General features: G+C 60.6%; 18 protein-coding genes. 5 read left to right on the top strand and 13 right to left on the bottom strand.

Translation table 11 applies throughout. The features are described 5' to 3' along the window. Positions 1-662: 662 nt before the first annotated feature. Positions 663-2,279, bottom strand: coding sequence for a DUF3459 domain-containing protein (locus JJE47_00160; GenBank protein MBK5265822.1), 1,617 nt, complete (start codon positions 2,277-2,279; stop codon positions 663-665). Between the two features lie 178 nt (positions 2,280-2,457). Between JJE47_00160 and treS the strand changes: the two genes are divergently transcribed. Then, positions 2,458-5,727: a maltose alpha-D-glucosyltransferase gene (treS, locus tag JJE47_00165; GenBank protein MBK5265823.1), complete on the top strand. Its 3,270-nt coding sequence runs from the start codon at positions 2,458-2,460 to the stop codon at positions 5,725-5,727. On the opposite strand, the gene otsB is transcribed toward treS, so the two are convergent. The 4 genes from otsB to JJE47_00185 are packed head-to-tail and all read right to left on the bottom strand — an operon-like array spanning position 5,717 to position 9,637. Further along, the gene (otsB, locus tag JJE47_00170; protein MBK5265824.1) at positions 5,717-6,457 is read right to left on the bottom strand and encodes a trehalose-phosphatase; all 741 of its coding nucleotides are present in this window, start codon (positions 6,455-6,457) and stop codon (positions 5,717-5,719) included. The genes treS and otsB overlap by 11 nt on opposite strands. After that, positions 6,454-7,812: a trehalose-6-phosphate synthase gene (locus JJE47_00175; GenBank protein MBK5265825.1), complete on the bottom strand. Its 1,359-nt coding sequence runs from the start codon at positions 7,810-7,812 to the stop codon at positions 6,454-6,456. The genes otsB and JJE47_00175 overlap by 4 nt, the downstream gene beginning before the upstream one ends. A gap of 59 nt (positions 7,813-7,871) precedes the next feature. Further along, positions 7,872-8,291: an aminoacyl-tRNA hydrolase gene (arfB, locus tag JJE47_00180; protein ID MBK5265826.1), complete on the bottom strand. Its 420-nt coding sequence runs from the start codon at positions 8,289-8,291 to the stop codon at positions 7,872-7,874. After that, positions 8,288-9,637 carry an AMP-binding protein gene (locus JJE47_00185; GenBank protein MBK5265827.1) on the bottom strand — a complete coding sequence of 450 codons (1,350 nt, stop codon included), beginning with the start codon at positions 9,635-9,637 and terminating at the stop codon, positions 8,288-8,290. The genes arfB and JJE47_00185 overlap by 4 nt, the downstream gene beginning before the upstream one ends. A gap of 39 nt (positions 9,638-9,676) precedes the next feature. Between JJE47_00185 and JJE47_00190 the strand changes: the two genes are divergently transcribed. Together JJE47_00190 and JJE47_00195 are read left to right on the top strand one after the other, a co-directional pair. After that, positions 9,677-10,567, top strand: coding sequence for a 1,4-dihydroxy-2-naphthoyl-CoA synthase (locus JJE47_00190; GenBank protein MBK5265828.1), 891 nt, complete (start codon positions 9,677-9,679; stop codon positions 10,565-10,567). A 2-nt stretch (positions 10,568-10,569) separates the two neighbouring features. Next, a complete protein-coding gene (locus JJE47_00195; GenBank protein ID MBK5265829.1) occupies positions 10,570-11,442 on the top strand; it encodes a 1,4-dihydroxy-2-naphthoate polyprenyltransferase in 873 nt (290 codons plus the stop codon). Between the two features lie 5 nt (positions 11,443-11,447). Here the strand turns inward: JJE47_00195 and JJE47_00200 are convergent, their stop codons facing one another. Further along, a complete protein-coding gene (locus JJE47_00200) occupies positions 11,448-12,167 on the bottom strand; it encodes an alpha/beta fold hydrolase (GenBank protein MBK5265830.1) in 720 nt (239 codons plus the stop codon). 58 nt (positions 12,168-12,225) lie between these two features. Between JJE47_00200 and menD the strand changes: the two genes are divergently transcribed. Further along, positions 12,226-13,893, top strand: coding sequence for a 2-succinyl-5-enolpyruvyl-6-hydroxy-3-cyclohexene-1-carboxylic-acid synthase (gene menD, locus JJE47_00205; protein MBK5265831.1), 1,668 nt, complete (start codon positions 12,226-12,228; stop codon positions 13,891-13,893). Positions 13,894-13,901: 8 nt separating this feature from the next. Here menD and JJE47_00210 read toward each other — a convergent pair whose 3' ends face one another. From JJE47_00210 to JJE47_00235, 6 genes are all read right to left on the bottom strand, one after another. Continuing rightward, a complete protein-coding gene (locus tag JJE47_00210; protein ID MBK5265832.1) occupies positions 13,902-15,218 on the bottom strand; it encodes an isochorismate synthase in 1,317 nt (438 codons plus the stop codon). Between the two features lie 36 nt (positions 15,219-15,254). After that, positions 15,255-16,097: an alpha/beta hydrolase gene (locus JJE47_00215; protein ID MBK5265833.1), complete on the bottom strand. Its 843-nt coding sequence runs from the start codon at positions 16,095-16,097 to the stop codon at positions 15,255-15,257. After that, complete coding sequence (locus JJE47_00220) at positions 16,097-16,708, bottom strand: DUF3105 domain-containing protein (protein MBK5265834.1); 612 nt, start codon at positions 16,706-16,708, stop codon at positions 16,097-16,099. Before JJE47_00220 ends, JJE47_00215 begins: the two co-directional genes overlap by 1 nt. 90 nt (positions 16,709-16,798) lie before the next feature. Beyond that, the gene (locus JJE47_00225) at positions 16,799-17,452 is read right to left on the bottom strand and encodes a CBS domain-containing protein (GenBank protein ID MBK5265835.1); all 654 of its coding nucleotides are present in this window, start codon (positions 17,450-17,452) and stop codon (positions 16,799-16,801) included. Next, positions 17,449-17,880 carry a universal stress protein gene (locus JJE47_00230; GenBank protein ID MBK5265836.1) on the bottom strand — a complete coding sequence of 144 codons (432 nt, stop codon included), beginning with the start codon at positions 17,878-17,880 and terminating at the stop codon, positions 17,449-17,451. The genes JJE47_00225 and JJE47_00230 overlap by 4 nt, the downstream gene beginning before the upstream one ends. Beyond that, entirely contained in the window at positions 17,877-18,554 is a 678-nt protein-coding gene (locus JJE47_00235) for a response regulator transcription factor (GenBank protein ID MBK5265837.1), read from the bottom strand. The genes JJE47_00230 and JJE47_00235 overlap by 4 nt, the downstream gene beginning before the upstream one ends. Before the next feature lie 122 nt (positions 18,555-18,676). Between JJE47_00235 and JJE47_00240 the strand changes: the two genes are divergently transcribed. Continuing rightward, entirely contained in the window at positions 18,677-19,783 is a 1,107-nt protein-coding gene (locus JJE47_00240) for a GAF domain-containing sensor histidine kinase (protein ID MBK5265838.1), read from the top strand. Here JJE47_00240 and JJE47_00245 read toward each other — a convergent pair. Further along, complete coding sequence (locus tag JJE47_00245) at positions 19,780-20,223, bottom strand: hypothetical protein (protein MBK5265839.1); 444 nt, start codon at positions 20,221-20,223, stop codon at positions 19,780-19,782. The genes JJE47_00240 and JJE47_00245 overlap by 4 nt on opposite strands. Between the last annotated feature and the right edge of the window lie 128 nt (positions 20,224-20,351).

Consider the following 20,351-nt stretch of genomic DNA (forward strand, 5'->3'; position numbering starts at 1 on the left):
AAACGACACCCAACTCAGAGGCCCGCGCAATCGAACTCCCGCCAACACCACACCCAGCGTCGGCAAGGCAAACCCTCCCCAAAGACCAGGCCCGCATCGTGTCAGTCGCTGCCTCATTGAAACGCACCTCAACTCAGATGCCCGACTACTCCAAACTCGGACAGCCAGGAACTCCCACCGGCGAAACGAAACCACCGAGAGGGCAGTCCGTGACATCGCTGCATCCTTGAAACGACACCCAACTCAGAGGCCCGCGTAATCGAACTCCGACCAACGCCCACCCGGCGCCGGCAAGGCAAACCCTCCCCAAAGAACAGGTCCGCATCGTGTCAGTCGCTGCATCATTGAAACGACGCCCAAGTCAGAGGCCCAGCGCTGCCAAGACCAACCTCCCCCCAAATAGAAATAAGGAGAAGAGGAGATCCGCGTGGTGTCAGTCGCTGCATCATCGAAACGGAACTCGCTTTGGACACCCAGCTTGTTCGAAGGCGGCCAGGCGAGTTCGTTTCAGCCGATTTCTCATCGGAATCGACCGGTACAATTGCCGCGTGAAAACCCGTTACCTGCTGTTCTGGTCGATCGGGCTGCTGGTGGTCATCCTGGCAGCCTCGGCGATCTGGTTCATCACCGATCCATTCGGGTTCCTCGACGCCACCTAGTGCTCAGGAACGAACGACTACCGCTCCGTGCGGTTCGATAGTCCATGATCCGTCGGCACGACCATCACGAAGATCCGTCGCAACCAACACGTCGCCCGATACGGCTACAGCAACCGAATCCCCTCCGAAGTTGACGCAAACGATCACCCGTTCGTCTGTCGTTACCCGTTCGAACATGAGGACGTCGTCGTGTCCTGATGGCAGGTCCCGGTAGTCGCCGACCATCAATGCTTCAGAGGATCGCCGGACCGCCAGGAGTCGCCGGTACAGGTTCAAGACAGAACCCGGATCGGCCAACTCTGATTCGACGTTGCGGTTCTCCAGGTCAGGACCCATGGGCAACCACGTCTTGGCTGAGGACGAAAACCCGCCCTCGGGAGTCCATTGCATCGGCGTCCGGCAGCCGTCGCGGCTCACCCCTTCAAGATTTTGCCCCCAGGGATCGAGGGCCAGGTCCGTGGGCCCTTCCAGCATGCCGAGTTCGTCGCCGTAATACATCGTGACGGTACCTCGAACCGTCAAGAGCAGAACCGCCAAGCGTCGAATGGAATCCTGGCCGTATCGCTTGGCAAGGCGCGGCTCATCATGGTTACCAATGACATAGTTTGGCCAAGCCCCGTCAGGTAAGACTCCCTCTTGAGCGGCCACGACCGCTCGCACGGAAGCCGGGTCGGTGGCCCGATTGAGGAGCGCAAAGTTGAAGGGCTGATGCATCTCGTCGAGGTTGGCGCCAAAGTAGGTCGCCCATTCCTCCCAGTCGAAGATGTGCGCCTCGCCAATCGTGTATCGATCTTCGTACTCGTCAGTCACGGCGCGCAACCGCCGGTAAAGCGGATGAATATCCTCGTGAGCCTTTGAGTACAGATGGTCGAGCGTCCCAAACTCTCCCATCGGCTTGTAGTGGTCTGACGGGGCGTTGGGATCGGCGGGTGGATTGTCACGCATCTCCGGGTCCTTGACGAGGTAATGGGCAACGTCAATTCGAAACCCATCCACGCCACGATCCATCCAAAAACGGAGGACGTCGAACATGGCGGCCTCAACATCGGGATTCCGCCAGTTCAGATCCGGCTGTTCCTTCAAGAACGTATGGAGGTAAAACTGCCCGGTCGGTTCGTGCCACTCCCAGGCCTTTCCACCGAAGACACTCAGCCAGTTGTTAGGCTCGGACCCGTCGCCCTTAGGGTCGGCCCAGACATACCAGTCCCGCTTGTCGTTGTCCCGGGAACTGGCAGACTCGATGAACCATGCGTGCTGATCGGACGAATGGTTCGGCACATAATCAACAATCACTCGAATTCCGGCCGCGTGGAAATCCTTGACGAGGCTATCGAAGTCATCCAGGGTTCCATATTCGGGGGCGACGTTTACGTAGTCAGCCACGTCGTAACCGAAGTCTTTCTGTGGCGATGGATAAAACGGCGACAGCCAGATGGCATCAACACCGAGAACCTCGGACAGATACGGGAGTCTTTGCCGGATCCCCTCCAGGTCACCGATTCCGTTCCCGGTCGAGTCCGCAAACGACCGAGGGTAAATCTGATAGACGACCCCGGTCCACCAGGCAGGCCGCCCGTCATTGCCTCGCGGGCCACTGTATCGATAGATGTTCTTTCCCATGGCCGTTCAGGTTAGTTGGTAAGCCACCCGACGAATACGTCGTCGCCCGTCGCCTCACGAACCATCGGAAGACATGGAGGAAGGAGACCTGGCGGAAGCTGTCACCGGGCCGCTGACGGGGTTCGGCCAGCTGAAGGGTGCAACCACCCGGATCGCGCACCTAGTCTGCGTCAAGCCCATGAACCACGATCCCCGAAATCTTCGCCCACCACTCTGGTACAAAGACGCCGTTATCTACGAAGTCCATGTCCGGGCATTCGCGGACTCGAACGACGACGGGATAGGCGATTTTCAGGGTCTGACATCACGGCTCGATTATCTCAGTCATCTTGGCGTCGACACCATCTGGCTCCTACCGTTCTATCCGTCACCGCTTCGCGATGATGGATACGACATAGCCGAATACTTTGACGTCCACCCGAGCTACGGGACGCTCGACGACTTCAAGATCTTTCTCGATGCAGCCCACGCCCGGAACATGCGAGTCGTCACCGAACTCGTGGTGAACCACACGTCCGATCAACACTCGTGGTTTCAACGGGCGAGGCGCGCCGAGCCAGGCAGCCCGGAGCGTGACTTCTATGTTTGGAGCGATACCCCGGACCGTTTCAACGAAGTCAGAATCATCTTCTCCGATACCGAAACGTCCAACTGGGCGTGGGACCCGGTGGCCGGGGCGTATTACTGGCACCGCTTCTTCTCTCATCAGCCCGACCTCAACTATGACAATGAACTGGTACGCGAAGCAATTACCGACGTCTTCAAATTCTGGCTTGATCTGGGAGTCGATGGTCTCCGCCTCGACGCAGTGCCGTACCTCTTCGAGCGTGACGGCACCAATGGCGAGAACCTGCCAGAGACCCATCAGGAGCTGAAACGAATCCGAGCTTTTGTTGACGAAAACTATGAGAACCGAATGCTTCTGGCAGAAGCCAATCAGTGGCCTGAAGACTCAGTCACCTATTTCGGCGACAACGACGAATGCCATATGGCGTTCCACTTTCCGCTCATGCCGCGCCTGTTCTTGGGGCTGCAATTGGAGAGCCGTTTGCCGATCATCGACATACTCGAACAAACCCCTCCGATCCCCCCGGACGCACAATGGGCAATCTTCTTGCGCAACCATGACGAGCTAACCCTCGAAATGGTCTCGGAGGAGGAGCGCGAGCTGATGTGGCGAGCCTATTCACCGGACCGACGTGCTCGGCTCAATCTCGGGATCCGAAGGAGACTCGCTCCACTTCTTGAGAACGACCGACGGCGAATCGAACTGCTATTCAGCCTCTTGCTGTCCCTCCCCGGGACTCCGGTCATCTACTACGGCGACGAAATCGGCATGGGAGACAATGTCTTTCTCGCCGACCGCGACGGGGTGCGTACCCCCATGCAATGGAGTAACGACCGCAACGCGGGGTTCTCCAGAGCCAACCCGCAATCGCTCTACCTGCCCGTTGTGGTCGACCCACAGTTCCATTACGAAACGGTCAACGTCGAGGCCCAGCAGGCAAATCCGAATTCTCTGCTGTGGTTCGTGCGCAACATGATTCGGCTCCGCCAGCGCCATCCTGTATTCGGTCGAGGCACCATTGAATTCCTAGCACCCGACAACGAGCAGGTGATTGCCTACCTACGCGAGAGCGCAACCGAAACCATGCTGATCGTCGCCAATCTGACCCGCCACACTCAGTTTGTCGAACTGGATCTCAGTCGGTTCGCCGGCCAAAATCCCACCGAGATGCTCGGACGGACCGAGGCTCCGAGAATCGCATCAACTCCCTATCCCCTCTCGATAGGCCCGTATGGTTTCTACTGGTTCTCGATCGAAGGGCTTGACAAACCACTGCTCTCTGATGTTGACGAAGTCGTGGAAGTCACCGGGAACCTCGAAGGGGCATTCGACGGCGACGGCGGACTGGCCGATGTCCTTGGCCGATTTGTCGCATCCCAGACCTGGTATCGCGGCGTTCCACCCCGCCACTCTCACACGAGCGTGCTTGACCTGATCCCACTAACACCCGGCGAGCAGGATCCCAGCATGTGGATCGCGCTCATCGGGATTGCACACCACACAGGCCCCGCCGACCTGTACGTCGTACCCGTGGCGACCTCGTTCGAGCCCGAGGTCCCGGTCCCCGATACGGCGGTTATCGTCGGGGTTGGTCGGGACGGAGCAGTCGGCGTCCTGTATGACGGATTCTCCGATGAACGATTCCGACAGAGGATTCTCGAAATAGCGTTGGCAGGCGACACGATCTTGGGCGGTTCCGGATCTTTGGCCTGTCATGCAGGACTCGCTGCCATCGACCGCGTGCCCGGCGGTCCCGGAGAGTCGACGGTGCATACCAACAATCGCGGCGAGACCTACATCGACTACGGGGACGGGCTTGCCCTGAAGGTGTTCCGTCGTGTCGAACCGGGAACCAACCCCGACCTGGAGTTGCGCCGCTTCCTCACGGAGCGAACCGCTTTTGGAGACGTAGCCGACACCTATGGAGCACTCGAATATCAGTCGGGTGATACCTACACGGTCGGCATCATGCAGCAATCATTCGCCGGGGCCCCGACCGCCTGGGATGTTTTCCAAGAGCTCGTCAACACCTGGCTCAGGACGATCGGGAAGCAGGCTCCCCCAGATGACCCGATCACGGTGTCGAGTCGCTTCGAACAACCTGCCCTTCCCATGTCCGGCATGGACCTGCTTCAACCGGCTATCGATCTTGCGACCCGGCTCGGGTCGATGACAGCGCAACTCCATCTCGCCCTGGGATCCTTCAGCGAGGATCCCGATCTGGGCCCACATCCCTTTACCCAGCACTACCAACAATCGTTGTATCAATCACTGCGCTCCGATGTCCGTCGGGAATTTCGAGCTATCCGCCGACTGGCTGGCCAAGCCCCACCGGAGCTCTCCGAGGCGCTGAGCGACCTCATCGGGGCCGAGACCCAGTGTCTTTCCCGGCTCAACGCAGTGAGAAAGGACCGTATCAATGGTTCCCGAATTCGAGTTCACGGCGATTATCGGCTCGACGAGGTCTATCTGATCGAAAACGAATTCGTTATCGAGGATCTCTCCGGTGACCATTCCCGTCCCATGACCGAACGGCGCCTGCGAGGGTCAGGCTTGAGTGACGTAGCGCAAATGTTGCGATCTTTCGATTATGTGGCGACCGCCGCGGTCATCCACGGATCACCAGCGGAAAAGGCCTGGTCGACCTGGTGGTCCGGCCAGATCGGCAACACATTTCTGAGAAGCTACTTGGCCGACATTGCCGATTCTGCCCTCATCCCCGACTCCCCTGCCGGCATCGACAGCCTGCTCGACGCCTTCATGGTTTCAAAGGCATTGAGGGAGGTACATTGGGAACTGGCCAATCGTCCGGACTGGGTCGGTATTCCCGTGGCCGGAATCCGGCAGTTGCTTGATCAAGATCCACCATTCAGCGGGTAATCGCTCGTCTTTCCGCCACGAGTATCTCAAGCGACTGGGCAACTTCGACAGGGTCGGCCACCCGGTAACGGGCCAGCGTGGGTCCGTCACCGACCTTGACGCCGACATCGTCATCACCGAGCACTGCGAACACATCTTCATCGGTGACATCATCACCGAAAAATACGATGCAATCGTATGACTCACGGAGTTGCAACCGTCTGATGGCGGCTCCCTTGTCACCCTCACCGAGAACCAACTCGACCACTTGTTTGCCCTCGATTACACGGGCCCCGAACCGGGTCGCGACTGCCCGCGCCGCGGCGGACGCCTGATCTTTGTCCGAAACGTGTCGGTAGTGAAAGGCCGCCCCGAGCGATTTGGGCTCGACGACTGCGCCGTCGAAGTCTGCAGCCACTGCCGAAAGCGCCTCCGAAATCGCAGCCACCATCTGACCCGCCTCTGAATCGACCACCGACGGCCATGCGCCATGATCGCCGATCAGGACTACCGACGGCGGCGTCTTGACAAACGTCGCCAACGTCCGGAGCGACCGTCCGGAAACGATGGCCGCCCCGACGTCCTTGAGCTCGGCCAGTTCAACCAGCGCCACCACAGCCGGGGCATGCGGAATCGCGGTGGATGGATCATCCACGATGGGAGACAACGTACCGTCGTAATCACAGGCGACCAGTAGCCGCGGAACGCCGGCCACTCTTCGGAACGCGTCAACCAGTTCCTTGGTGATCACCGGTCTTCCAGTGTGGCCAGGCAGTCCCTCGCCCAGTCAAAGACGTCCGCCTTGCGAACCACACTTCGAAGCTTCCGCATACGTTGGCGCTGCTCATCGACGGGCATGGTGGTGGCGTAGGACAGCGTCTCAACAACCGCGTCGACATCATACGGATTCACGATGAGTGCCGCCCGGAGCTGCTCGGCTGCGCCGGCAAACTCACTGAGCACCAGGACACCATCTCCGGCCGTGCGGCTGGCGACATATTCCTTGGCAACCAGGTTCATGCCATCACGCAGTGGCGTCACCAGCATGACATCAGCAGCAACGTAATAGGCGACCACCTCCTCCAACGGAAGCGTCCGGTACAAGTAGGACACCGGCGCCCAGCCGGGCTCCCCGTAGGTGCCGTTGATACGCCCTACGATCTGCTCGATATCGACCCGTAGCTGCTGGTAGGCGGGTACCTGTTCACGGCTCGGAACCGCCACCTGCACGAATGCGTACTGGTGGCGTTCTCGCGGTGAGCTGCCGAGCAGCGTTTCGAATGCCTCAAGTCGTAGGTCGATCCCCTTGGTGTAATCGAGTCGGTCCATACCGAGAATCACATGGTCGGGATCTCCAAGTTCAGATCGAATCTCAGCAGCCCGTTGCTGGACCCCGACGGAACTCGCCAACCTTTCAAACTCGGCAGTATCGATCGCGATGGGGGCAGGCTGGAGATGCACCGTCCTGCCTCGCCACAGCAGGTCGCGTTTCCCGACAGGTTCGGCACCGGCCAGTCGCCGAGCAGCTCGCGAAAAGTTGTCGGCGCTTTGTCGGGTTTGAAAGGCGATTACGTCGGACCCGAGCAGCCCCTCGACAATTTGGCGGCGCCACGGTAGGCGGGCAAACACCTCAATGGGAGGAAACGGAATGTGAAGATAGAACCCGACCGTGGCGTCGGGGATCATCGAACGCAGCATCGACGGCACGAGTTGTAGCTGATAGTCCTGAACCCAGACAATATCCCCAACAGCAGCTACCTCAGCTGCTGCTTCGGCGTATTTCTGGTTCACGCCGACGTATGAACCCCAGTGTTTTCGATCGAACTCCGGCGCCACGATGGCATCGTGGTAGAGGGGCCAGAGTGTTGCGTTGCAGAACCCAAAGTAAAAGCTATCGACCTCCTCTTCACTAAGAGGAACGGGTTTTTGGCTGATACCGTCGTGGTCGAACGGTTCAGGGTCAAAATCCGGAATACCTGCCCATCCGACCCAGGCTCCTTCGGCATTCTGAAGAACCGGTCGAAGAGCCCTAACAAGGCCACCGGGACTGATAGTCCAGTCTTCACCGTCCCAAGCCACGGGAAGCCGATTGGCTACAACCACAATTCGCTTAACTGTTGCCCCCTCGTTACTCCCACCGAGACTAGCCCCCCGGGGATCCGCAGTCAGTCGGGTGCGGGAGGCTGTCGATCGCGTTTTCGTTCCGAGCGGGCCCGTTTGTCTGACAGCCGCTTTTCATGAGCCCGCCGGGGAATCCGGGTGGCCCGGCGAGTCGGACGGGGCCGCAGAGCCTCAGCAATCAGGTCGGCCAGCCGCTTTCTGGCCATCTGCCGATTCCTCCACTGCGAGCGACTCTCATCGACTGTGATGGTGATAACGCCACCATGGTGGGGAAGTTCAAGGTCGAGACGGTCCTTCTCGGTGTCTGAGAAAGCCGGCGACCCCAACACGTCGAATGACAGAATCGCCCGGGTGTTTGAACGGTTGGCGTGTTGCCCGCCTGGACCTCCAGACGTGCTGAACGTCCAGCTCAGTTCTCCTTCCGAGATGACGTGTTGGGAATCGATCCGCAAGTCATCGTTCATGAGAACAAGTTTCGCACGGCCTGTCGCCGGATCTTGCCGATCGACGTTCTCGGAAGCGATTCGACAGTTCGCCAGACCTTCGGAATTTTGTAACCGGCCAACGTTTTACGCAACTCGTCAGACAGAAAGTCGAACGAAACGTCCGCCGTCACTTCAACAACGGCCGCTACGACTTCACCCCAGGTTTCATCCGGGATCCCAACCACTGCCGCCGCTCGGACCGACACGATGGCTTCGAGGGCATCCTTGACCTCGTCGGCCATCACATTTTCCCCACCGCTGATGATCACATCCGAGGTACGACCGATGATACGAAACCCATCATCGACCACTTCGCCGAGATCTCCGGTCGCCAGCCAACCGTCCGGAAGTCGAGCGACAGAGTCCAAATAGGTGCTGGTAACCATCGGGCCGCGCACTTCAATTTCGGAGCCATTCACCAACCGCATTTCGGCACCCGGGATCGGCGCCACGACCCGGCGCGGCGGATCACCAACACGCGAGGTGGCGATCTGTGAACCGGCTTCGGTCATCCCGTAGGTCGAAAGTACCCCGAGTCCCCGCCGATGGGCGCGGTCCAAGAGGGTTTGCTTGGCCGGGCCACCGCCTACCAGAACGGCCCGCACGTCGTATGTTCGCTCATCAAGATCGAGAATGGCGGCAAGCTGGGTAGCCACGAATGACGCGATGGTTACCTGCTCGAGCGAGTCGGCGACAAGCGCTGGCTCAAACCGGTCATGCAAGACCACCGCCGATCGACGCGCCGCGCTCCGAATCATGATGGAGGCACCTCCGACATGGAAGATCGGCAGCACCGCCAACCATACGTCATCGGGAGTGTGATCCAGATGTTCAGCTGAGGCGGCTTGGCCGGCATCGACATTCGCCCAGGTCAGGACGACCCCGCGACCCTGGCCGGCTGAACCCGAGGTGAACACCACCAAACATTCGCTGTCCCCAAGGTGGGCCCCGCCCGTATAGGCCGGACCTATCGCCTCGTTGCTTATCGACGGTACCGACCACGCTCTTTCACCATCGTCAACCATCAATGACACGCTGGCCTCTTCGAGTTCCTCTACCACCTCGGTGTCGGTCAGTCGGGTGTTCATGAGCACGCAACTTGCTCCCGCTCGCCAGATGGCGAATAGAGCCACCACTGATGGAAGATCGTTGCGGGCCCAAAGAGCGACACGATTACCGTCGACCACCCCTGCGCCACGAAGCGCCCCCGCCAAGCGGCTTGCCCTGGCATCAACATCGGTGAACGAATGGACCGCCCCGTCGATCACCACGTAGGGGCGATCCGGGTCACTTCGAGCCGCGCTAGATAACCAGTCTTGAATCACAGCATCTACAGTATCGCCCAGACACGAAAAGGACGATCCATGGTTTCTGAGTTGTTCGACCCCGACGCATGGGACATCGTGGAGGGATTCGACTTCACCGACATCACCTACCACCGCGCAAAGGCGCATGGAACGGTTCGTATCGCGTTCGATCGACCCGAGGTCCGTAACGCCTTTCGCCCGCACACCGTCGACGAATTGTTCCGGGCACTCGACCATGCCCGGATGACGAGCAGCGTCGGCTGTGTGCTTCTCACCGGGAACGGTCCCTCCCCGAAAGACGGCGGTTGGGCATTCTGTTCTGGAGGAGATCAGCGAATCCGCGGCAAGGACGGATACAAATACGAAGGCGACGACGGGGTCGATCCAGCCCGACTTGGCAGGCTCCACATCCTTGAGGTCCAACGCCTCATCCGGTTCATGCCGAAGCCGGTCATTGCGGTGGTTCCCGGCTGGGCTGCCGGAGGTGGGCACTCGCTCCATGTTGTCTGCGACCTCACCATCGCCTCCCGTCAGCACGCCATCTTCAAACAGACCGATGCCGACGTTGCGTCATTCGACGGCGGGTACGGATCGGCGTTGCTCGCTCGCCAGGTCGGGCAGAAATTCGCCAGGGAGATCTTCTTCATCGGTCGAGAACATGACGCCGAGGAGTCGCACCGGATGGGCATGGTGAACGTGGTCGTCGACCATGCCGACCTCGAGACCAAGGCACTCGAATACGCCGAAGCCATCAACGGTAAAAGCCCGACCGCCATCCGGATGCTCAAATACGCCTTCAATCTGCCAGATGAAGGGTTGGTGGGACAACAGCTCTTCGCCGGCGAAGCCACTCGCCTTGCCTATGCCAGTGAGGAAGCTCAGGAGGGCCGCGACGCGTTCCTTGAGAAACGCGATCAGGATTACAGTCGATTCCCGTGGCACTTCTAACTTTGGGACGTCCGTGGGTCCAGGCAGCCAGACCGGCCACATTGTGGGCGGCGCTGGCGCCGGTACTCGTCGCGGCCGGCCTGGCCTCCGGAGACGGGGTCTTTCGTTGGGATGCCTTTCTCGGCGCGGCGATTGGTTCGATGGCCATTCAAATCGCGACCAACTTCGCCAACGATGCCTCGGACGCCAAACGCGGCGTTGACACAGAGGATCGAATCGGGCCGACCCGGATGGTTGCCACCGGTGCCATCACCGAGCGCCAGATGTGGACGGCGACGGTCCTGGCGTTCGGGGTGGCCGCTTTGGCGGGCGCCTGGCTCGTGACCATTGCCGGATGGGTCATTGTGATCGTTGGGATGGCTTCGATCCTTGCCGGGCTCGGATACGTTGGCGGGCCCCGGCCGTACGGGTACCGGGGACTCGGGGAACTGTTCGTATTCATCTTCTTCGGGATCGTCGCGACAGTGGTGTCGCGGTTCGTCCACGATCAGACGATTCCCCTCGATGCCTGGCTTCTGGCCATACCGATGGGATTCCTCGTGACGGCGATCCTGGTCGCCAACAACATCCGCGACATCGAAACCGACCGGGCCACCGGGAAACGCACCCTGGCCGTGATTCTCGGCCGACCGGGAACCAGGCGGCTGTACGCCGCGCTCGTCTACGGTGCCTTCGCGGCTATCACCGTTTTCGGTACATTCCGACTCACTCCGCTCGCCACGCTGATCGCCGTTTTCTGGTTCCCCTGGGCAGTCCCTCTGGTGCGGACAGTCAACAATGAAACTGCCGGCCCGCCGCTCATCGGCGTCCTCAAAGGCACCGCCCGGCTGCAACTTCTCGTGGCCTTCTCCCTGGCGCTCGGTGCATCGGCGTAGGCGCCTCAGTACAGGAAGCGGCTGATCAGATCTCCAAGCTCGGCCGGATCTTCACCAACAACCGCATGGCCGACGCCTTCGATAATGGCGAGTCGTGAACCGTCAATGGCCCCGTGCATCGTTCGGGCGATCGCCACATATTTGGCATCGTCTGCTCCTGCCACGATCAGCGTCGGGACTCGAAGCTCGGCGAGCCGATCTCCAAGATAGGGCTGGGAACCCTGTCCGTAACCTACGAGTGCTCTGGCGAGACCCTCGGCAGAGCTGAGAAGCCGGGTCTCCCGATCAACCGCCCGCCAAATCTCATGTCGTTTGGTAAGACCACCAAACATCGGATTACCCAACCATTGGTCGATAAACGCTTCGACTCCCTCGACGGCGAGGCCGGCGGCAAGACCTTCATCGTTGATCCGCCGCTCTTCCCTCTCCGCCGGGTGGGCGATTCCCGGACCGGCTGAAATAAGCACGAGACCCGCCACCGGCCGCTCAAGGGCATACCGAAGAGCCAAACGGCCACCCATCGAATATCCAATCAAGACCGGTGGTTCTCCGCCCGCCAACCATTCGATCAGGCCGACGACAGACTCGAACGTGGCTGGCAGGTCGCTGGAAGCACCGTGGCCCGGCAGATCCGGAGCCTCAATGTGTCGGGGCAGATAATGGGATAGCTCGTCGAACATCCGCCCGGCTTGAGTAAATCCGTGCAATCCAATGAGAGCGCTCACCCCTCCATTGTGCCACCTCCCGATCAAGCGTGACCCGGCGAACCACTAGCCTGACGGCGTGCCGAACCGCAACTACGCATTCACCATGCCGCTCCTTGGCGCCCTGCGCGACCTTGGCCTTGAGCATGTCGCAGTGAGTCCTGGTTCGCGCAACACGCCGTTGGCCATTGCGGCAGCTGAAACGGTCGGACTCGACGTGTCCGTGCACCTTGACGAGCGAAGCGCCGCCTTCTTCGCTCTTGGCATGGCCAGGGCGGTCGGAAAACCGGTCGCATTGATTTCGACGTCTGGCACAGCCGCTGCCGAATATCTCCCGGCAGTGGTCGAGGCCCGGCTCTCGCACATCCCCCTCGTGATTCTTACCGCTGACCGGCCGCAAGAGCTGCGTGATGCGGGAGCACCTCAAACCATCCGTCAGGCGGATCTCTACGGGACGTCGGTCAAGTGGGCCCACGATGCCGCCCCGCCCGATCCATCGGCCGACCCCGCCAGATACGCGGTTCGACTCGGAGCGCAAGCCTGGGCCACGGCCCAGGAAACGCCGGCCGGGCCGGTTCACCTCAACCTGGCCTTTCGGGACCCACTCGCTCCCACGCCGACCGGTGAAGACATTCCCCCAGCGCCACCGACACCGACGATCCACCTCGGATTGCCGGTCGCATCCGACGGCGCCTTGCTCGCCGTCGCCCGTCAAATCGGCAGCAAAAAGCTCCTCATCGTTGCCGGACCCTCCGACAACCCTGAGACCGCGTCGGCCATTGCCGAGCTCGCCGAAGCGGCCGACGCCCCGATCTTCGCTGATCCCCTGTCCGGCCTGCGAGCCGGCCAACACACGCTCGACCGTGTTGTTGCCACTGGCGATGCCCTCGCCCGGGCCGGCCGACTCGACACGGATCTGCGACCGGATATGGTCATTCGCTTCGGACCAGTCCCAACCTCAAAGGCTCTGTGGACGTGGCTCGCGAAGACGGACGTACCTCAGGTGTGGGTGGATGCGGGCACCTGGCGGGAGGCAACCTCAAGCGCGTCGGTCATCGTGAGAGCCGACATTGCTGACACCGCCAGACGCCTTGCCGAACTCGTCGAACCGGCTGATCCCTCCTGGACACCGACCTGGGCAGCCAGCGAAGCGGCCGTACTGGACGCCTGGGGAATCTTGCCCTGGCCGTCGGAACCGGCCGCCGCCGCCGCCTTGGCGGCAGGGATGGTCGACGGTGCCAGTCTGGTCGTGTCCTCATCAATGCCGATACGTGACGTCGATGCGTTCTTCGGGGTCCAGGATCGGCCCGTCCGGATCTTCGCCAACCGCGCTGCCAACGGCATCGACGGTGTCATCTCGACTGCGGTTGGTGTGGCCGCCACCGGTCGCCCCACCTACCTGCTCATCGGCGATGTTGCCTTCCTTCATGACGCAACCGCCCTGGCGAGCGCCCGCCGCCTGGGCGTTGCTCTCACCGTCGTGCTGATCGATAACAACGGCGGGGGTATCTTCCATTTCCTACCGCAAGCTGACCACCCGGAGCACTTTGAGGACCTTCTGACCACGCCTCACGGAACCAATTTGGTAGCCGTGGCAGAAGGGCTCGGGGCAACCGTCATCGAGCCCTCCACCATCGACGAGTTCCTCGGCCACCTCGCCACTCCCGATGATGTGAAAGTGCTCGTGCTGAGAACAGACCGCTCAGAAAATCTGACCCTTCACAAACATCTCTTCAACCAGGGGTAAGCCCTCGATCAAGACTCGGCGAGGAGACTCATCATGGTGCGAAACTTCAGGCGCGTTTCCTCCAACTCGGCGGCCGGATTGGAATCTGCCACGATTCCCGCCCCCGCATAGAGCAAGGCGGTCCGACCTTGAATCAAGGCGCAACGAAGCGCAATCGCCAGTTCTCCGTCGCCCGCCCGATTGGCCCAGCCAATACCGCCTGCATACCAACCGCGATCGATGAGCTCTTCTTTGGCGAGAAACCGATCGGCCTCATCGCGGGGACTTCCCCCCACGGCCGGCGTCGGGTGGAGTGTTCCCGCCAGATCGAAGACATGGATGGAGTCCACCAGGTCGCCACGGACCTCGGTTGAGAGATGTTGGACATGCGTCGTCTTGCGCAACGACGGAACCTGATCGACGTGCAGCGATGTCGTGAGGTGTCCGAGGCGCTCAGTGATGTCGTCAACCACGAACCGGTGTTCACGACGATCCTTGCCAGAGGACATGAGGAGCTCCCCGAAGGCCCGATCCTCCTCCTCGTTGCTGCCGCGCGGCGCCGAGCCGGCCAGCGGATGAGATCGTACCCGACTGCCGACGCGCTCAACGAGCAGCTCGGGTGAGGCGCCAACAAACACCCGGTCACCTTGCTGCCAACCGAACACGTAACACTCGGGATACGTCATGCGCAGGCGCGAAACCAGATCGAAAGGCCGATACGGCACGTCAGAGGTGACGAGCACCGAACGAGCCATCACGACTTTTTCGAATAATCCGGCTCGAATCGAGTCGACCGCGTTGGCCACGGCACCTTCCCATTCCGTCGGAGCCGGCCGCGACTCAATGGAAAGATCGGTCGTCCGACCTGTTGCGGGCGGACCAGGATCGCTCAGTTGGGACAACACCTGGGCAACGGGACCCCACGATCTCCCTGGAGGCAACACGACTACGAGTTCGGCACTTTCCCGGGTGCCAATGACACTCAGCACCGGTATGACCGAAACCGCCGGGCTGAAGCCATCCCATTCGGTACCCAGCCCTCCTTCGGGTCGATACGAAAACCCGACGAAGGCTCGGGGGTCTATCCCACATTGACTCAACTGCGAACTGATCTCACCAAATCGGCCAGGTCCGTCGGTTGCCTCGGATCGCCAGGCCGCCCCCAAACCACCCGCTTCGTCAGCATCAGGACGACCGAAGTAGGCGGCGAACGGGAAGAGATGGGCGCCGCTTCGCACCAGAGCGAGCGGGTCCACTGTGACCGGGACCGCCGCCACCCGAAAGACGTTGGCGGTCTCAGGGCCGAGTTGGACGCCGAGCGCCTCTATGAACGGCTTGGAAAACATGGGCGCAATCCTAGAGCTTCCTGAGGTTTGGCCTAATCAGTCGCTCAAGAAACGACTAGTCGCCTCGACGATGACTCGCGCCAGGGCGACCGGCTGTTCCATCGGCACGAAATGGCCGGCTTCAGGCACGGTAACGAGTCGTGAGCCGGCCATTCGGTCGAGAAGCACGTCCGCATAGCCGGGCGGGTAGGTGTCGGTATCGGCTCCGACCACCAACCAGACAGGGATCGCCACTTCGGCGAGACGGTCGAATACCCCATCGGATCCCGACGCCCGGAACGTTGCCGCCTCGTCAGCTGGCTCGCATGCCAATACCCAACGCTCGCCCTCCGGCACCAAGCCGCCTTCGATGTAGGCAGCCAGAGCATCCGGATCCCATTTTGCGAATACCGTCTTGGCTGCGAAATTCGCAACAGCTTCTCCTGGCGTGCCGAACTCGCGGCGGCGCCGAGCCGCACCCAGAACGAGTGGATGATCGTCGCCGTCGAATTGAAACGGCGGGAAGATGATCGGCTCGACCAGTACCTGCCCCACGAAGTGTCCCGGATTGTCGAGCGCACTTCGTAGCAGGGCAGCGCCACCCATCGAGTGCCCTACTCCGACCACCGGTCCCTCGATAGCTGACAGAGCCTCGGTCACGTCTCCGGCAAAGTGCGACCAGGCGTGGTCATCCAACTTGGGCGAGGTTCCATGCGACCGAAAGTCAAAAGACACAATGCGCCCACCAAAACCCTCTCGATGTAACGCGTCGACCATCGGCCGCCAAACGAGCTTGTTGAACCCTGTGGCATGGGCAAGCAGCAACGTGACCGGCCCGGTGCCGGCCCACTCGATCGTCGAAAGCTGCAATGGTTTCTCAACCAGGACCGGTCGGGTCATTAACGAACGTGGTGGTCGATACCGTGATAGATCTGGATGAAATCGGCAATATCGGCCCGCGCCTTGTCCGTCAAGTCGTCGAAATACAGAACGCGGTTCCACGAAATCGCCGCGGCCCGATACGAGGTTCCGTCCGGGTCTTGAATGGCCCCTGCGTACGGGGTCAAGACCAGGGTTGGTTCGGGCCGGTCCTCGACAAGCGTGGTGAGAGCCGAAGACAGATCATCACAACCGGTCGGGCAGTTATAGACAAAGACAACGCCGGCGTCCTCAAGGTTGTGCAAGAACAACTCGGGTGGGATCGGTTCTTCGCTGACACCCCAGGGTCCCAGACCACCGAAATGTGGTCCGGAGGAGGGGGGTGCCGAGTTGTATGCGACATGGGGTTCTTCGAGACTGGACAGGTGGAAGTTGCCCTGGGTGGGATACGGGATCCCGGGTGGGGCGGGCGCCAGCATGACCCACGCGACCAGGGCTGCCACAGCGGCGAGAATGACGCCAATGGTGACAAAACTCTTCTTCCTGACATCAGCGGTTTGCGCAGCTGCCTTTTCCTCAGCCTTGCGAATCTGCTCAAGTTCGAGCGTCCGCCCTTTTCCTTTTGACGACATACGCGTAACTACTCCTCGTGGTCCTTCGATAGGTTACCGGACCGTGAAAGAATAGTCACAGCCGCCCCGAGCCTATGGGCGACTAAACGACTAAACGGTCGGCTTGACGTCGGCAACCTCGTCGACATCCCAGGTGAGTCTCGAATCGACCCGGACCACGCCGTCAAGTCTGCGCGTCAACTCCTGTAGGAGACGAACGTCGGCCTTTTCTGGCAACGCCCCCTCAAGAGTGACCACCCCTTCGTCGACCGTGACTTCGATGAGATCGGGATCAAACATGAGGATCCGATTGAGAACGTCTTGTCGAATTTCATCCTCGATGACATCGTCGGGTCGAGCGAACGCACGAACAATATCCGACCTTGAGATGATTCCGACGATATGCCCGTCAGCATCGACTACCGGAAGCCGCTTCACGTTTTTGTTGGCCATCGTCCGGCCCGCCTCGGACAGGGTCGTGTCTTCAAACACCACTACCGGGTGGCGGGTCATTACGTCGCCAACCGCCTCGGACGGAGCGCTCACCCCTTCGTCGAAGAACACGCTGAGCAACCTCGGACGTGGACCGGGATCGCGGACAAGAAAATCGGCTTCGGTGATGATCCCGACAACGACAGATTCGCCTTCGACCACCGGAATTCCCGAGATTCCATGGTCCACCATCAGCCGGGCGGCCTCCTTCAGAGAATGCTCTGGGGTCACCGTGATCACTTCAATGGTCATCACATCCTGGACATGCATCATGTCTCCTTTACGACAAGCACATCGCAGTGCGCAAAGTGCAACACGCGATGGGCAGTGCTACCTAAAAAGAACGCCGCAAGCTCAGACCGACCCCGGGAACCAACCACTGCCAGATCGCAACCGTACTCATCGGCAAAATCAATCAGAACGTCTGGCGGGTATCCGCGAATCGAATGCTCGTGTATTTCGACGCCATCATTCCTGAGTCGCTCAACATGAGGAGCAGCCACGGTCCAGACTTCGTCGATCTGGGCCTGCTCGATGGCCCCAATCTGGATCGGGGCAATGCCAACTGCTTGAAGCAGGTGGGGCGACAGGTGAACTGCATAGACGACGTGGATCGGGCTTTTGAGAGCCTTGGCCAATTCTCCAGCACGGACGAGTGCCGCAAGCGAATACGACTGCTCGTCAACTCCAACGACGATCACGGCTGGCCTTCCCACGACTCCGGTGGGTAGGCCGACTCCTGTTTGGCGGCCAGGCGGGCGGCGTAGGCGGCAGCCTCAGACCGCCGGCTCATCTCCAGCTTGGCAAGAAGGTTGGAAACGTAGTTCTTCACCGTCTTCTCGGCGAGATACATCTCCTCGGCAATCTGGCGGTTGGTGAGCCCATCGGCAATGTGAAACAGGATCTTCGACTCCTGGGGAGATAGTCTCGCCAGGAGCGGGTCCTCGGGACTGTCACCTCGCAACCGGGCGAACAGTTTGTCCGTCATCTCGGCATCGAGCAGCGACTCGCCAGTCGCGACTCGCCGGATGTTTTCAACCAATGCCGACCCATCAATCCGTTTCAACACGTACCCGGAGGCGCCCGCCATGATCGCCGACATCAGGGCTTCCTCGTCGGCGTATGAGGTGAGCATAAGTACCCGCACATCGGGCCACCTGGAACGGATCTCTCGACAGGCTTCAACTCCAGACCCGTCCGGTAGGCGAAGGTCAAGGATCACGACGTTTGGACTGTGGTAGCCAGTCCGCCGGATCGCCTCGGCAACCGTTCCGGCTTCGCCGACGACCTCAAAATCTTCCTGCGCTTCGAGGAGGGCACGAATCCCCCTGCGTACCAGTTCGTGATCGTCGACGAGAAGCAACTTTATGGCCATACGGCAAATCTACTGGCAAACGGCCGCAAATGCGTATCGGCGACGCCCCAACCAGATAGAGCCGAAGGTCCCTACGCCCAACCGTGCCGGACCAGGCGGGCGACTCAGGTAGGCTGATCAGGATGCTCAACCGAACCGACAACATCTCCGGTCTCATCGAGGCTGCCGCGGGCGTCGTCGGACAGGCCGACCTGCGGGCGGTCCTCTACGAGACCGTGGAGGCTGCCATGCACATGACCGGAGCCCAGTACGGGGCAATGGGAGTGATTGGCCAACACAATTCTCTTGTGGAATTCCTGCATGTCGGTTTGCAACCGGCGCAGGCCAGCCTGATCGGGCCGCTCCCGACCGGCCGGGGCGTGCTCGGAACGCTCATACGATCAGCCCAAACCATCCGCATCGATAATCTCCAGGACCATCCCGATTCCGCAGGATTTCCGACCAATCATCCCGAGATGCGCACATTCCTCGGTGTACCGATTCGGCTCGGGCCGCGGGTGTTCGGCAACCTATACCTGACGGAAAAGACCGGAGGCTTCACCGAAGCGGACCAGGATCTGGTCGAATCCTTGTCGGTGGTGGCGGGCGCGGCCGTAAGCACAGCCCGGCTTCAGGACCGGCTACGTCGCACTGCAGTAGTCGAGGATCGGGAACGGATAGCCCGCGACCTGCACGACGCCATCATCCAGGACCTCTTCGCCGTCGGGCTCTCTCTTCAAGGGATGAGTCTTCGAGTCGAGGAGATCGAACTTCGGACGATGTTGACCGACGCCGTCGAGCGTCTCGACAACGCCATCTCCGAACTGCGCCGGTTCATCTTTGGCCTCCGACCACCCGTTTGGTCGGGGCGTAACCTTCGAAATGAACTCGCCGAGCTTATCGAGCAGATTTCCGAACCGTACGACGCCCAGGTCGACTTGAACGTACCCTCCAATCTTGCGCCGGTTGATCCCGGTACGGTCGAGACCGCCATCCAGCTTGTGCGGGAAGGTTTGTCCAACGCGTTGCGCCATTCGGGTGCCGTAAGAGTCACGGTGTCGGTGGATCTCCTTGAAGCGGACCTGATCATCCAGGTGGCTGACGACGGAGTCGGTTTCGACCCGGCAACGACCGTGCGGGGTATGGGTTTGGACAATCTGACCGAACGGTCTCAGGACATGGGTGGGTCAGTGGAAATCCGCAGCCGGGTCGGCTCCGGAACCACACTGACCATGCACTTGCCGGTCTAAATCGCCATTTCGGTGAGTGATGGCCGATCCAACCCGCTGGCCACCCGGTCGACAAACGACTTGATACAAGCCTCCGTCAGCCGATGGAACAGAGAACGATCTGCCCCTGGCGGTAGACGGTAGGACCCCCGCAGACTGATCTGGCATCGATGGGGGCCAATCGGGGCTATGACGAGATCGCCCTGGAGTTCCGAAAACAACCCGGCTTGACCGGTCGCTCTCCACTCCAACGCAATGACGGTGTGGCTGGACTTATGGATCGGCTCGGCCACGTTCAACGTCACGGAAGAAGCCAACAGCTCGTTCCCCACGAGACGACCACGAAGCGACTCAGCGCTCCGATAGGCCTCACACGCCCAGGTCGTCAGGTCAAGGCCGACCAGTCGGTGCGAAATATTGTCGCAAGACCGACGGACGTTCGCGAAGTAATACACAAACATCTTCAGTGTCTCCGAGCCAACGACACAATGACGGCTTTTATACCAACCGTATTCATGCTTGTACCGTACGACGTGTTCACCTCTCGTTCCTAGGGCAAAATGGCACCCGTGATTGGCCTGACGGCCCG

It is taken from the genome of Acidimicrobiia bacterium, assembly GCA_016650365.1.
GTDB lineage: Bacteria > Actinomycetota > Acidimicrobiia > Spongiisociales > JAENVV01 > JAENVV01.

Bases quoted from the DNA above. Each gene is read 5' to 3' on its own strand.
- JJE47_00160 (MBK5265822.1), bottom strand. From the start codon at position 2,279: ATGGGAAAGAACATCTATCGATACAGTGGCCCGCGAGGCAATGACGGG.
- treS (MBK5265823.1), top strand. From the start codon at position 2,458: ATGAACCACGATCCCCGAAATCTTCGCCCACCACTCTGGTACAAAGAC.
- arfB (MBK5265826.1), bottom strand. From the start codon at position 8,291: ATGAACGATGACTTGCGGATCGATTCCCAACACGTCATCTCGGAAGGA.
- JJE47_00190 (MBK5265828.1), top strand. From the start codon at position 9,677: ATGGTTTCTGAGTTGTTCGACCCCGACGCATGGGACATCGTGGAGGGA.
- JJE47_00210 (MBK5265832.1), bottom strand. From the start codon at position 15,218: ATGTTTTCCAAGCCGTTCATAGAGGCGCTCGGCGTCCAACTCGGCCCT.
- JJE47_00215 (MBK5265833.1), bottom strand. From the start codon at position 16,097: ATGACCCGACCGGTCCTGGTTGAGAAACCATTGCAGCTTTCGACGATC.
- JJE47_00220 (MBK5265834.1), bottom strand. From the start codon at position 16,708: ATGTCGTCAAAAGGAAAAGGGCGGACGCTCGAACTTGAGCAGATTCGC.
- JJE47_00225 (MBK5265835.1), bottom strand. From the start codon at position 17,452: ATGATGCATGTCCAGGATGTGATGACCATTGAAGTGATCACGGTGACC.
- JJE47_00235 (MBK5265837.1), bottom strand. From the start codon at position 18,554: ATGGCCATAAAGTTGCTTCTCGTCGACGATCACGAACTGGTACGCAGG.
- JJE47_00240 (MBK5265838.1), top strand. From the start codon at position 18,677: ATGCTCAACCGAACCGACAACATCTCCGGTCTCATCGAGGCTGCCGCG.
- JJE47_00245 (MBK5265839.1), bottom strand. From the start codon at position 20,223: ATGTTTGTGTATTACTTCGCGAACGTCCGTCGGTCTTGCGACAATATT.